We start from the raw sequence: 14,047 nt of genomic DNA on the forward strand, positions 1-14,047 counted from the left end.
GCAGGCGATTGCGGCCACCGTGCCGGCGCTGAAGACTGCGGCGGTGTCGGGTGACGAATGAACGAGAGCCGCGGCGGGCTGCATCGCTGAACTACCTTCTGTCACAGCGTGTTATGGCAAACGTCTAGCGCGGGCACCGGGTGTGCTCGACGACCAATTCCGCGGGATGTTCGAGGGTGGTGTCCTCACGCGACGCGAAATAGCCGCCCGCACTGCCGGTGCTGTGCAGTGCGAAGGCGTAACCGGCGTTCGCGCGCACGGTGCCCGTCAGATCGAAGTTCACCCATGCCCCGGCCGGGGCGCCCTGTGCCGTGGCGAGGACCGGTCCGGTGCGCGGTTGTGTCTCCCAGTTCGCCGTCCCGTGATCCCAGCCATCCGGATCGAGCCCGTGCAGGACGAACCCGATCTCCGCGCTTCGCTGGGTTTTCGACCACAGCCGCAGGTGCGCGTCCCGCACACAGGAACCGGGCGGCAGACCGTCGAGCACGAACTTCAGCAGGATGCGCTTCTCACTGCTTCCCGCCGCGCCGTCGCATTGCGAGGTAACGCGTCCCGGCTCAGCGCGGCGGCCAAGGTGCTCCGGGCCAGTTTGTCGCCCTGGCACGCCGCCCGTTTCTCCAGCTGCCGAACGGTCAGGCCGCTCCAGCCGCGCAGCCGCCGAAGGGCATCGACGAACTCTGTCGCGGTGGTGACAACGCTCGGATCCACTCCGTCCCGATCACCATCCGCGTGGCCCGGCATCGCACTCTCATCTCCCGGGTAATCATCTAAATCCCTGCTCGCGCAGCATAATTCACGCTGGACCCGGCGGCGCTCCCCAGTCCGGGACTGTCCGGGACCGTCCCGCCGCCCGGCCGCCTTCCACTGGGACCGGATCCGATCTTTGCTCGATTCCGTAGGCATGGCGCCCAAGCCGATGCCGATATCGTCCGCACCGCTCCCGGAGGTGCGGCGCAACCGACCCGCCGTCCGAATCGGAGTCGGATGGCGAGCAAAGCGGATCAGCCCTTGCCCGTGCGGCCGGCGCGGTCGCGATAACCGGACTGTTGACGGCGGCCCCAGCGCAGGCCGCGCCGCAATCCCCGGCGCGCGCCGAGTGGGCGGGCCCCTGTGCCTCCATGAACTGCTGGGGCTCGAACCCGCAAGGCGGGTGCGATGACGGGGTGGCGACCGCCTACGACAACGTGGACGGTCTGGACATGTGGGTGTTCTACAGCAAGCACTGCGGCGCGAAGTGGCGCCTCGTGGACGACGTCAGGGCATGTTTCAAAGACCACCACTACGTCGGCTGACCACTCGACGCGCCTGCCCGGTGACGGTGCGCACCGTCACCGGGCCCGGTCCGTCTTTCGATGGCGACCCGACCCACCCGAATGATCGTCTCGGGTGCGGCACGGACACCCGGGCTTTCCGGCTGCATCCGCCGAAAAGCGCTGCGACGCCTGACGAATCATCCGCGGACGCGGCGTGGCAACACCGACAGTAGATCCTCGGGTCCGCGCGCGACGCGGATGTCGAAGCCGCGGCTGATGTGTTCGACGGTGGCGCGCAGCCATTCCGCGTCGGCTCGTCCGGTGCGTTCGAGCCGCATTCGCCGCACCCGCAGCGGCAGCATCCGCAGGCCCACCAGTCCGCCGCGCCGCGGATCGAGCGTGGCCAGATACAGCAGCCGCAGTTCGGGCCGATACGACTCGTACCCCTTGATGCCCTCGTAGTCGTCGATGACGTCACCGCACCCGTACAGCACCGGCCTGCCGCGATAGATCTCCACCGGCCGGGGATGGTGCGCGGAATGCCCGTGCACCAAATCCACACCGGCATCGATCAATCGGTGCGCGAACTCGATCTCGCCGCGCCCCACGCCGTACCCCCAATTCGGCCCCCAATGCACCGACACGATGGCCACATCGCCAACTTGCTTGTGCGCCATCACCTTTGCCGCGATTTCGGCGGCACACGCGGCCGACAACTCCTCGACCAGCCACACCCCTGGCCGACCGCGACCCGCACCCCAGGCCGAGGGCACCCCGCTCGACCGCGTCGCCACCGAACAAACAACCACCCCGCGCTCCCCCGGCAGCCGCATCGCCGCGGGCCGCCGCGCGGCATCGAGATCCACACCCGCACCGGCACTCCGGATACCCGCCGCGGCGAGCGCGTCGACCGTATCCAGCAGCCCCCGGTGACCGAAGTCCAGGACATGATTGTTGGCCAGCGCGCACACATCCGGCCGGAATGCGGCCAGCGCCGGAACATTGTCCGGATGCATCCGATAGTGGACGCTCTTCCGCACAGAGAACTCATCGCCGGCGGTGATCGAGGTCTCCAGATTGATCAACCGGACATCGGGCGCGAGATCATCTACGGCCACCAGCGCATCGCCCCACGGCCATGCGAACTCCACCGGCCGCGGAATCGCCCGATTGAGCTGCTCGGCCAATTCGACATATCGACGAGCATCACCCACATGCGGTTCCCGCAACACCGGATTCTCCGGATGCGGTAACACCTGATCCACCCCACGGCCCAGCATCACATCGCCGCCCAGCAGCACCGTCACCGGATCGGAATCGCCGACCATACCGCATCACCTGCAGATGCTCGAATCACGTTGCGGTCGATAGATATTCAACGACTTACCACTTACGGAGTGGGCATCGATACGACATGCTGCGCGGACATGGCCGTCGCCACCAGCTTGCCGTCGGCGTTGTGTGCTTCCGCGGAGACATAGATGGCCGTACGGCCCGCTTTGCGGACCACGGCGGTCAACCTCAGCCGCTCTCCGAGACGTACCGGGCGGAGAAAATGAGTCGTCAGCTCCAAACTCGTGGTCAGTCCGCGCGCGGTCAGGAAGCTGAGCGCCCCGATGACGTCATCGAGCATCGCGGACAGGAGACCTCCCTGCAGCATTCCCACGACGTTTCCGAATTCCTCGGACACCGTCACCGTCGCTGTCAATGATTGAGCGGGCACATATTCTTCGAATCGGAGGCCCAGGGTCTTCATCGATGGCGGAGGGAGCGCGAGGTCGACTCCCGGCGGGGTCGGAATGCCGCGAAAGATCGGGGTGATGTGCTCTGCGATCCGGTCGTGCCCGCGAATTGTCGCGTCGTCACTCATGCCTGGGCCTCGCCGCGCTCGGCTCCGGCAGGCGCGAAACGCCCTGTGCCGATAATTCTTTCACTTCGTTCGCGCATCGGTGGTTCCCCTGTCCCCGCCGCTGTGTTCCGCGGCCGTCAGAAATGTTTCCAGCATCGTGTTGAATCCCGGCGCGCGCGGGACGGCATGTCCCGCTCCGGGCACCCGGGCCCGCTGCGCACCGAGCCGTGCGGCGACGGCATCGCACATCCGCTCGGCCGCGGGGTGATGGTCTCCCGAGACGACCAGCGTGGGTATGCCCGCCTCGACGATCGCTTCGAATCGCGGATTCGCCTCCCAGGGGGAACGATGCTTGCGCGCCAGCTCCAGCGCCTGACGAATGGCGTCTCCCTTCCCGGCGAGCGCCTGCCGATCCATACCTGCCAAGGCCAGGAATTCGCGCTCGGCCTGTTCGTCGTCCGCGCTCGCGGCGAATCGACCGGCCAGGGCCGCGAACTCCCGGACGGATCGGTCCTGCGCCGCAGCGGTCCACAGCGGCACCTCGACCAGGGTCAGCGACCGAATCCGGTGCGGCAGTCGCTCGGTCACGAGACAGGCCCCGAAGCCGCCGTAGGAGAGGCCGACCAGATGCGCACCGCCGGGTATCTCCTCGATGAGCTCCGCCAAATCGTCGGCGTCGACGAGGAAGTCCTGCCACGGTGCGGCGGGGCTGGGGGAAAAGCCGCGACGACTGGGCACGATCAGTGACCATCGGGCCTCGAGTTCCCGTTGCCGGGTCCACGTCAGCTCCGCCGGGAACCCGCCGTGCACCAGTACCAGCGCAGGCCCGGTCCCCGACCTTCGGACGAACAGGGGTGAGTCTCTCGGATCAGACGGTTTTCCTGGGATCATCGCGCCTCGACTTCCTTCTCGAACTGCTCCGCCCACGATTCGAATCGGTCGACCTCGCATCGCATATCGCGAAGACACCGTTCGGCGGTCTTGTCCGTGAGCAGATCAAGGTGCAGCCGAGTGCAGATCGGGACCTTGCTGTATTCGACGAACAGATACCGGTCCGGATCGGCGGCTCGGGACGCGAAGATGCGCAGGCACGCCTGCATGCGCGACTGGATGCCGTGATATCTCGCCGCGATGGGGTGGAATTCGGCGGTCGCGTCCTCGTCGGTGAGCAGGCCGCGAAACAGCAGCTGCGCGGGAAGTGCCCAGTAGTACGACGTATCCCAGAGGATTTTGGTGAACATCGCAGGCGCATTCCCGAAGATGGGGTAATTGTCGTGGTATATCGACAGATAGCTCGGCCACAGATCCTCGAGCAGTAGCCGGTTGTAGATCCGCGCGACGTCAGCGGTCAGACGACCCTGGCGATCGAGTTCGATCAGCCGCGTCGTGATGGTATTCGTAAACGCGATGTAGTCGGACCCGGGGCTGTAGAAGGCGTCCAGGAAGACCGCCGCCTCACCGACGCAGGACCATCTGTGGTGCGAAAAGACTTGTCTGGACGCATAACTCACGTTCCGCAGCTTCAGGAAGTCGAGCGGCTCGGCCCGCTCGATGAACGCCGCGAGGGTCGGCTCGTACTCGGCAAGCCATTGGCGCGCTTTCGTTTCCGTCGCGTACGTCTTGAACGGGTGGATACGCTCGTCGGTGACGATGCCGATGCTCGTATTCCCGGACGACAGCGGGATCATCCACACCCAGTAGCCGCGGCCCATCAGGTGATTGGTGGAGAACCACCTGCGCTCCTGCGTCCTCGGCTTCCATGCCGGATTCGTGGCCGCCGCCATGGTTTCGATATCGTACTCGCCGCGGAAACGCCACCAGGCCGCGTTGATTCGGTGCGGGCTCGAAATGCCGAGGCCGAGTTTGCGTTGCAGCAGCCGGTGGCGACCGGAGGCGTCGACGACGAAGCGCGTCCGGACGGCGCGTTCGGCGCCATCGGCCGCCACGAAGCGAACGATGTGATCATCCTCGGTACCGGACAGATCGATATCGATCACCTTGGCCGACTCGACGAGATCGATGCCCAGGTGGCCGGCGCCGCGTCGCAGATCCCGCTCGAGGATGCCGCGGTCGACCTGATACGACGGCACACGGGGGAACCGCCGCGTACCGAGCTCGGGCCGCGCCTCGAAGGGTCCCCGGGCATCGCCGAAAAAGTAGCGGAGCCCGAGCTTCGGCAGCTGCCGCGTGTTGAAATGCCCGGTGAGGCCGAGTTGCTGGGTGAAGTAGTGCGAACTGGCTTCGACCGTCGATTCCCCCACCTTGTGGGCAGCGTCGGCAATATCCCCCGAGGTCCGTTCCACCACCAGGACCGTCAGGCCGGGCATGGCCCGCTCGAGCTGTCTCGACAATGTCAACCCCGCCAAGCCGCCCCCGCACACCACGACGTCGTAACGTTCGGCCGGTTTCATCGTCGTTCTCTGCCCCGGCTGCTCTGCGCCGATCCATCCAGAGTGGTGAACGTCGGGTATTCGTCCGCCACGGACAGCTCATCGGCGATCGTCCGCATCACCCGCGCGTCCGGGTTCCGGATGAACAGGTGATCACCGGAAACTGTTGTGAGCGTGAACCTTCCGGTCGTCAGCTTTTCCCACGCCCGCAGCTGATCCATCCCGAACAACGGGTCTGTGGCCCCACGGAGGATCGTGATCGGGGCCCGCACCATGACACCGTGCTCGAATCGATAGGCCCCTAGCATCTCGAGGTCCGCCCGTATCGACGGGATCAGCGGCCCGAGCGAGGCGTCGTCGTCGATCGGTGCGGTGAAAAGACCGTTGTCCCGCAACACCGCGAGCACCTGGCCGTCCGATGCGTGGTCCAGGTCGAAGCCGTCGCGAATGTGCTTCAGGCTCCGCACATAACCTTCGACCAGCGCGGGCGAGAGCCAGCCGGCCACGATCAGCTTCGTCGGAACCTCGGCATATTGCCGCTCGAGGTGCTTGGTCAGCTCATAGGCGAGCAATCCGCCCATGCTGTGCCCATAGATCGCGAAGGATCTGTCGAGGTACGGCAGCATGACATCGGCCAGCTCCGCGACGAAAGCCGAGATCGAGCCGATCGGAGCCTCATCGATGCGATTCTCCCGGCCGGGGGGCTGAATTCCCAGAACCTCGATCGTGCCGGGTAGGTGGTCGGCCCACGGCGTGAACACCGACGCGCCACCACCGCTGAAGGGCAGCGCGAAGACGCGCAGCCACGCCGTATCGGATCGGCCCCCTGCCGGATGGATCCAGCGCTCCGGGCGACGCGTCGCGACCATTGGTAGGGGCGCGGCCCCTGGCTCCCCGCCACAAACCTGGGCGAGCACCTCGGTCGCGAGTTCGACGAGGGTCGGCCCGCGCATGAGACCCATGGTCGGAAAGTCGATCTCGAGTTGTTTGGCCAGCACATTGCGGATCTGGCCCGCCATGAGCGAATCCATACCGAGGTCGGTCAGCGGAACGTCGAGCGCCAGGCGTTCGACCGGCATGCCGAAGATTCGCGCGATCTGCTCGGAGAGCGTCGCGACGAGCCGCGATTCCCGCGCGTCCGCCGGGAGCCCGCGGAGCTCGGCACGAAGGTCCTCGGTACCGACCGCGACCACCGAGCCGGTGGTGCCCTCCAGGACGAGATGAGCGAACCGCGGTGAGCTGCGCAGGATCGGCATCACCTGACTCATCTTCGCCCAGTTCACGCCGAATACGCTGGCGCGGCCGACCCCCTGGGTCAGACAGCGACCGACGAATCCCAGCGCATTGTCGGGCGAGATTGCCGTCCACCCCAACCGAGCGGACATGTCGAGTCTGTTGCGAGCGAGGAAACCCACCGCGCCGAGGGCGCCCCAATTGATCGTCAGGCCGGGCAGTCCTAGCTCGCGGCGATGCGCGGCCAGCGCCTCCAGGAACCCGTTCGCCGCCGCATAGTTGGCCTGACCCAATGTTCCGATGTTCCAGGCCATCGACGAGTACATGACGAAGGCGTCCAGGTCGAGTTCCCGCGTGTGGTGGTGCAGATGCCACGCGCCGTCTATCTTCGGCCGCACGGCTCGCAGGAACTGCTCCTCCGTCATGGCGGACACCGGCACATCCTCGAGCACCATCGCGGAATGGAATACGCCCCGCAGCGCCGGTAGCGTCGCCATCCGCCCGAGCAGCCCCTCGACCTCGGCCTCGATCGACACGTCGGCGCGTTCCAGCACCACCTCGGCGCCCTGGGCCCGCATCGTCGCGATCGGCCGCTCGTTCTCGCCATCGATCCGCGCCCGCCGCCCGACCAGCACCACGGTGCGCGCCCCCCGATCCACCAGCCATTGGGCGGTCCGCAGACCGAAACCCGTGTATCCCCCGGTGACCAAGTAGGTGCCGTCGGCATCGAACGTCACGTCACCGCTCGCGCTCGGATGGATGAGAAGCGCTGCGTCCGGCTGGAATTCGACGACGACCTTGCCGATCTGCTTCGCGGCCGCCATATACCGGAACGCCGAGGTCACCTCGCCCGCACCGAAGACCCGGCGGGGAAGCGGGGGTAGCTTGCCCGAGGCGACGGCCTCGAGAACCTTCGTCACGACCTCGCGACACCGCACCGGGTCGTCGAGCAGTAGCCGGTCGATATTTATCGCCGAGTAGCTCAGATTATTGCCGAACGGCTCCAGGCCCAGCTTGTGGTTGTCGCGGATATCCCTCGTGCCGATCTCCAGGAAGCGCCCGCCCGGGCGAAGCAAGTCGAGACTCTTCGCAATGGTGTCCCCCCGAAGGGAATTCAGCACGACGTCCACACCGTCGTGGCGACGTCGAATCGCTTCCGCGAACGCCGGCGAACGGGAATCGAAAGCCTCCTCGACACCCAACGATCGAAGGTACGCCCGCTTGTCCTCGCTACCCGCGGTGGCGAGGACCGTCGCACCGAGCGCGTGTGCGGTATGAACCGCGGCAAGCCCGACGCCCCCGGCGGCCGCATGGACGAGAACCCGCTCACCCGGGCGGAGCCGACCGACCTCCACCAGCGCGTACCACGCGGTCAGATATGCCATCGGCAATGTCGCGGCCTCGGCGGCCGAGAGATTCGACGGTACTGGGAAGACCAGCCGGGCGTCGGTGGCCACCATCGAGCCGAAGCACCCGCGAGCAAAAGCGACGACGTGGTCTCCCGCGACCAGTCCCTCGACATCGGATCCGACCTGTGTGACAACCCCGGCGCATTCCATCCCGAGGTTCTCCTCGTAGAACCCGCCGAATATCGCCGCCTCCGGCAGCATTCCGAGCGTCAGCAGGACGTCGTGGAAGTTCAGGCCGGTGGCGAGCGGCCGGATGGCGACATCACCAGGGCCGAGGGCGGGCCGGGCCCGCCGTTCATATCGAAGCCGTTCGATCCCGGGTTCGGTGGGGACGGCGAGCGTACAGGGGGTCTCGTCCGATACGCGGGCGAATGTGGCGGCGGACGCATCGAATTCGGTACACGAGACATGTTCGAGACGGTCGGTGAATCGCGTGCCCGCGCGAAAGGCGACCTCCTCCCCCGCCGTTCGCACGTGGAGCAGCTCATCGAAGAGCTCGGCGGCCCGTTGGTCAGCGGCGGCGGCCGGGTCGAAGTCGATGATCTTCGTACGGAGGGTGCTGTGCTCGCTGGACAGCACTCGAAGGATGCCCCAGCTCGGCACCTGGGTGAGCGTCACGTGCTCGTCCCGATCGAGGGCATGTGCCCCGGATGTCGCCACCCAGAATCGCGGCGGTGTGGTCCAGTCCAGCTCCTCGACCGCCCGCGCCAGCGCGATCACGCTGTAGGCTGCGTCGCGTTCCATCGCGGGGAGCAGTTCGGCGGTGACCGCACGCCCGGCGAAATCCAGATTCCACAAATGCAATACACCGGCCACACCCGCGGTGTGTGCCCGCACCTGCTCCAGCACGCTCTTCAAATCCGCGCTGCTCGTCGGGCGCACCCGGAAACTTCGGGCGTCGATCCGCTCGAAGACCTCGCCGCGTGTGACGATGACGCTTGCGGCAGCCGCCGCGCCGAGCAGGGCGAGATAGCGTTCGCCGACGCCGTCCGCATCCGCCAGCACGACCCATGGCCCCGGCTCGACGCGCGGCTGGTGGGGCTCGAGGTCCACCGCCCGGGTGCGCGCCACGATGACCGAGTTGCCGGACTGCCGCGGCGTGGTCATCTCGGAGAAGATCTGGACGTGTTCGAGGCCCGCGGTGGGCAGGAAGTCACGCCAAACCGCCTCCGGCATCAGGGGATAGCGGGGCCGAAGCTCGTGGTCGGCGAACTTCCACCACCCGGTGGTCGTGCCGAAGGTCAGGTCGAGCCACTGCGGCGGAACCGTCACCTCGACGATCAGGAGCAGTCCCCGCGACGTCATCAGGCGTTCGACATTCTCGAGGGTGGCCCGCAGGCTCACGGTGGCGTGCAGGACATTCGACGCCACGACGATGTCGAAGTAGTGCGGATCGAAGCCCTGCGCCTCGATATCGCGCTCGATATCGAGGATTCGGTAGTCCACGAAGTCGAAATCGGTGAACCGCCGGCGTGCCTTGGCAAGGAACAGTTGCGTGACATCCGAGTACACGTATTCCGCACGGTCGGCGGGCAATTCGGGGAGAACGTAGCCGGTCGTGCCGCCCGTGCCGGCTCCGATCTCGAGTACGCGCAGCGGCCGGCCGCTCGGCAGGGCTCGTACGCACTCCGCGACGACCGCGCCGACGATGCGGTTGGTCTGTTCGAATGAGAGCGAGGTGCCATAGAGGTTCGCGACCGAGGCGAATTCGGTCTCCGGGAAGATGAGCTCGAGGGGATCGACGTCGCCGCGAAGGATGGCGGCCTGCTCCCGTCCGCAGCGTTCCAGCACCGCGTACTCGGACTCGCATTCCGGATGCCGCTCGCGCAGCCGAGCAAGCATCTTTTCGGTATCGGCACGAGCGGGCTCGATCCGAATCCGCCACCCGTCGGCGTCGTTCTCGATGATTCCGTGCAGCGCAAGCAGTTCCAGCAGACGACCGAGGTACTGCCATTGTTTGTCGGGCACCCCCGTCTCCCGCGCGATCTCCTCCAGCGTGCAGTGCCGTCCCCGCGAGAATTTCAGGCCCAGTTCGTGAAACGCCTCGGTTACGTACGCCAGGCACAACCGATCCATCTCCGGTTCCGTCACCGCGTGGTACTCGCGGTTGATCGACCGGTTCCGGGGCTCATCGATCAGCGGTTCGACGGCCGCTCGCAGGGCCGCGTCGGAGGGTAGGAAGTCGGCCGGGATGCGTGCTGTCGTGTGCACCGGCGCCGGCCGCCAACGGTATTCGTAGAGCCACTGGAGGATGGCGTCGCTCTCATCGATGTCCTGGGTGACCGATTGGAACCTGAGCCCTTCGAGCTCGGCCACGATCGTTCCGACGTCATCGACGATCCACAGATCTCCCTGGCGATACCGCGGGTCGTCGCCGGGGTAGGTGCGCCCGTAGCAGGTCAGGCGGCCACGCGCCGTGGTGTGAAAGCTGAACCGCCGGACCGCGACCGGAAGATAGAGCCCCTCGGCATCGCCGCCGGGCGAATCGCGGCCCATCGCGACCGACAGCGATTGGAAGCACGAATCGAGTACGGCCGGATGGATCGTATGGCGCCGCGCCTCATCCGCCACGGCTGTCGGCGTCTCGATCCGTGCGCGGGAACAGCCGTCGCCATGGGCGAGCTCGACGATCGCGGTGAACGCCGGGCCGAGCAGCAGGCCGCCGTCGCGGAACCTGGTGTAGACAGCCGCGGGCTCGATCTCGACGACGCCCTGCGCCTCGAGTGCGGGAAGCACGGCGGTGGGGGCGCCGCGCCGCAGGGTCCCCACCGAATGCAGGGTCCAATCCTTGTCGCTGCCCTGACGGCTGTACACGCTGTAGTGCAGCGCGTGGGTCAGAATCAGCTGGACGACGGGAGCCGGGCGGTCGTCGAATATGAAGAGCGCACGGCGGAATTCGACATCCTCGAGCGAGTACGGACCAGCACCGAATGCGCTCGCGGCACAGCCGAGCACCATGTCGAGGTATGCCGCGGCGGGAAAGACGATGGGGCCTTGGACGCGATGGTCCGCCAGCCACGGGAATCGAGCCAGGTCCAGGACGAGTTCCCAGATATGCTTTCCCGGCTCGTCCGCGGCGCCGCTCTCGGTCCCGACGAGTGGATGCATCGGCGACGGGAATCGCCTGCTCCGTGACAATGGCGTTTCGAGCCAATGGGTTTCGCGCTGCCACGGGTAGAAAGGCACCGGTACGCGTGCCCGGGTCCGGTCGAATACGGTGTCCCAACACGGGTCGAAGCCCGCCGCGTAGAGCGAGGCGAGGGAGTTCGAGAGGGTGACGCGATCACCGCGCCCACGATGCAGCGACTCGACGACGACCCCCTCGGCGCGCCGATTGTCGAGCAGTTCCGCGATGGCCGTCGCGTGCACGGGATGGGGACCCAATTCGACGAATACGAGGTGCCGCTCGTCGATGAGGCGATCGATGGTGGGCGCGAACAGCACGGGCTCGCGCATGTTCCGCCACCAATACGCGGCATCGAGCGCGCCGGTGGGAACGATATCTCCGGTGACCGTCGAATACATCGGAATGGCTGCCGGACCCGACGCGACTCCGGACAACGCGGAGAGCAGTTCGTCCCGAAGCGGGTCCATATGGTGGCTGTGGAATGCCACCCGGACCGCAAGCGTGCGGCAGAAGATCCTGTCCCGCTCGAGCTCGCGCTCGATCCGTTCGAGGGCATCGGGGTCCCCGGTGAGCGCCGTCGATTCCGGGCCGTTGAGCGCCGCGACGGCCACCCGCCCGCGGTGTGCGGCGATCCGGCGTTCCACCTCGCCGTGCGGCAGGCCGACGGCGAGCATCGTCCCCTTGCCGGATGCTTTCTGCTGCAGCCGACTTCGATGGACGACGACACGCACCGCGTCCTCGAACGACAGCGCCCCCGACACACAGGCCGCGGCGACTTCGCCGATGCTGTGACCGAGGACCGCCGACGGGACGACACCCCAGCTCTGCCACAGATTCGCCAGCCCGAGCTGCACCGCGAACAGGGCAGGTTGCGCGATGAAGGTCTCATCGATCCGGCTATCGGCTCGGTCCCGCCGAAGCTCCTCGGCAACGGTCCAGTCGACGTACGTGCCGAGCTCCGCGTCCACGCGCTCGACGGTTCGCCGGAATACCGCGCTCTCGTCGAGCAGCTCGCGCGCCATGCCCCACCATTGCGGGCCCTGCCCCGAGAAGACGAAAGCCGCGTGCGCGGCGCCGGGCGCCTTCACACCGCTCCGAAGCCCGGCGGGCGATGAGCCTCTCGCCACATCGCGAAGGGCGTCGCGCAACCCGTCCGCGGACGAACACACCATGGCGAGACGATGGTCGAAATGTGGACGGGCCAGCGCCTGCGTGGCCGCGACGGCGGGCAGCGCCGCCGCTGTCGCCGGATCGTCGAGGAAGTCGGCGTAACGGTCCGCGTACGCCCGCAGTGCCGCCGTCGTCCTCGCACTGAGTGTGAACAGCACGGGTTCTCCCGCCGCACGCTCGGTCACCGTGTCTCGGCGCGCCGCGGCGGCATCGTCCGGCGGACCTTCGAGGATCACATGGGCATTGGATCCGCCGAATCCGAACGAATTGACACCCGCCAGGCGCGGTCTGCCGCGCGGCCACGATCGGCGGGCCCGCACCAGCCGCAGGCCCAATTCCTCGAACGGGATCGTCGTATTCGGTACCTCCGCGTGGATGTTCGCGGGGATCTCACCGTGGGTGAGAACGAGGCATGCCTTGATGATTCCGGCGATTCCGGCCGCCGACTCGAGGTGACCCAGATTCGACTTCACCGCGCCGATGAGGCAGGGTTCGCGCTCGGTGCGTCCTGCGGCCAATGCCTTTCCCAGGGCGCGTGCCTCGACCGGGTCGCCGACGGCCGTACCCGTCCCGTGCGCTTCGACGTAGCCGATGTCGGCCGGGTCGACGCCGGCATCGCGACAGGCGTCCACGATCATCTGCGCCTGCGCGTCCTCGCTGGGCACGGTGATGCCGTTCGTGCGACCATCCTGATTCGTCGCGCTGCCACGGATCACCGCGTAGACGCGGTCGCCATCGAGGACGGCCGAGGACAGCGGCTTCAGAATGATCGTGCCCGACCCCTCGCTGCGAACATAACCGTCACCCGCTCCACTGAACGACTTACACCGGCCGTCGGGCGACAGAAATGTTCCCTGACTGAACCCGATGGTCGCCTCGGGCACGAGTATCGCGCTGACTCCCCCGACAATCGCCATCGTCGCTTCGCCACCGCGAATGGCACGGCACGCGAGGTGGACGGCGACCAATGAGGACGAGCATGCCGTGTCCACCGTCATGCTGGGACCGTGTATGTCGAGCAGATACGAGACGCGGTTGGCCACAATGCAATTCGCGAGACCGGCCATCGTGTGGCCATCGATCAGATACCGGTTGTCGGGATTGAGCTGGATGATGCCGTAGTCATGACCGGAAACCCCTGCGTATACAGCGGTTTTCGTGCCTGCGAGGCGTTCGGGAACGATTCCCGCGTCCTGTAGGGCTTCCCATGTCGTCTCGAGAAAGAGGCGCTGTTGCGGGTCCATCCTGGCGGCCTCGTGGGGCGTGATGCCGAAGAAATGCGCATCGAATGCGGTGACATCGTCGAGGTATCCACCCCATCGAGTGCGAAGATGCCCCGGTCGGCCCGCATCGCGGTCGTAGAAGGCAGCATCCGACCACCGGTCCTGCGGCACCGCTCGAATGGCATCGCCTTCCTCGAGCAGGAGGCGCCAGAAGTCGCTGACATTGCAGATCTGTCCTGGGAACCTGCAACCTATCCCCACGACAGCAATGCCCTCATGCTTCCGGCCGATGGTTGCCGAAAACGCGCTGGAGGCCATGTTCCCCTGTCAACCCATGTCGCCGATCTCGCAGTCGCACAAGCCATCTCGCGGTCCATCCGCATCGATTACCGC

Annotated in this window: 8 protein-coding genes; 1 reads left to right on the forward strand and 7 read right to left on the reverse strand. The window is 66.7% G+C overall.

All coding sequences use genetic code 11. From position 1 onward, the window contains the following. Positions 1-124: 124 nt before the first annotated feature. Positions 125-487 carry a DNRLRE domain-containing protein gene (locus F5544_RS22800; RefSeq protein WP_167475076.1) on the reverse strand — a complete coding sequence of 121 codons (363 nt, stop codon included), beginning with the start codon at positions 485-487 and terminating at the stop codon, positions 125-127. A gap of 5 nt (positions 488-492) precedes the next feature. Continuing rightward, positions 493-741 (reverse strand): hypothetical protein, encoded by a 249-nt coding sequence (locus F5544_RS22805; RefSeq protein WP_167475077.1) that lies wholly within the window; start codon positions 739-741, stop codon positions 493-495. Between the two features lie 377 nt (positions 742-1,118). Between F5544_RS22805 and F5544_RS22810 the strand changes: the two genes are divergently transcribed. Further along, positions 1,119-1,292 carry a hypothetical protein gene (locus tag F5544_RS22810; protein ID WP_167475078.1) on the forward strand — a complete coding sequence of 58 codons (174 nt, stop codon included), beginning with the start codon at positions 1,119-1,121 and terminating at the stop codon, positions 1,290-1,292. Positions 1,293-1,450: 158 nt separating this feature from the next. On the opposite strand, the gene F5544_RS22815 is transcribed toward F5544_RS22810, so the two are convergent. The 5 genes from F5544_RS22815 to F5544_RS22835 all read right to left on the reverse strand — a co-directional run bounded on the left by F5544_RS22815 (position 1,451) and on the right by F5544_RS22835 (position 13,972). Further along, positions 1,451-2,581 carry a CapA family protein gene (locus F5544_RS22815; RefSeq protein ID WP_167475079.1) on the reverse strand — a complete coding sequence of 377 codons (1,131 nt, stop codon included), beginning with the start codon at positions 2,579-2,581 and terminating at the stop codon, positions 1,451-1,453. A gap of 62 nt (positions 2,582-2,643) precedes the next feature. After that, the gene (locus tag F5544_RS22820; RefSeq protein WP_167475080.1) at positions 2,644-3,123 is read right to left on the reverse strand and encodes a PaaI family thioesterase; all 480 of its coding nucleotides are present in this window, start codon (positions 3,121-3,123) and stop codon (positions 2,644-2,646) included. Between the two features lie 60 nt (positions 3,124-3,183). Then, positions 3,184-4,053: an alpha/beta fold hydrolase gene (locus tag F5544_RS22825; RefSeq protein ID WP_342760379.1), complete on the reverse strand. Its 870-nt coding sequence runs from the start codon at positions 4,051-4,053 to the stop codon at positions 3,184-3,186. After that, positions 3,990-5,513, reverse strand: coding sequence for an NAD(P)/FAD-dependent oxidoreductase (locus tag F5544_RS22830; protein ID WP_167475082.1), 1,524 nt, complete (start codon positions 5,511-5,513; stop codon positions 3,990-3,992). The genes F5544_RS22825 and F5544_RS22830 overlap by 64 nt, the downstream gene beginning before the upstream one ends. Then, positions 5,510-13,972, reverse strand: coding sequence for a type I polyketide synthase (locus tag F5544_RS22835; protein ID WP_238846586.1), 8,463 nt, complete (start codon positions 13,970-13,972; stop codon positions 5,510-5,512). The genes F5544_RS22830 and F5544_RS22835 overlap by 4 nt, the downstream gene beginning before the upstream one ends. Between the last annotated feature and the right edge of the window lie 75 nt (positions 13,973-14,047).

The organism is Nocardia arthritidis, from assembly GCF_011801145.1.
GTDB lineage: Bacteria > Actinomycetota > Actinomycetes > Mycobacteriales > Mycobacteriaceae > Nocardia > Nocardia arthritidis_A.

Excerpts from the sequence above, each read along its gene's own strand:
- F5544_RS22805 (WP_167475077.1), bottom strand. The coding sequence starts at position 741 with ATGCCGGGCCACGCGGATGGTGATCGGGACGGAGTGGATCCGAGCGTT.
- F5544_RS22810 (WP_167475078.1), top strand. The coding sequence starts at position 1,119 with ATGAACTGCTGGGGCTCGAACCCGCAAGGCGGGTGCGATGACGGGGTG.
- F5544_RS22815 (WP_167475079.1), bottom strand. The coding sequence starts at position 2,581 with ATGGTCGGCGATTCCGATCCGGTGACGGTGCTGCTGGGCGGCGATGTG.
- F5544_RS22820 (WP_167475080.1), bottom strand. The coding sequence starts at position 3,123 with ATGAGTGACGACGCGACAATTCGCGGGCACGACCGGATCGCAGAGCAC.
- F5544_RS22825 (WP_342760379.1), bottom strand. The coding sequence starts at position 4,053 with ATGCGAGGTCGACCGATTCGAATCGTGGGCGGAGCAGTTCGAGAAGGA.
- F5544_RS22830 (WP_167475082.1), bottom strand. The coding sequence starts at position 5,513 with ATGAAACCGGCCGAACGTTACGACGTCGTGGTGTGCGGGGGCGGCTTG.
- F5544_RS22835 (WP_238846586.1), bottom strand. The coding sequence starts at position 13,972 with ATGGCCTCCAGCGCGTTTTCGGCAACCATCGGCCGGAAGCATGAGGGC.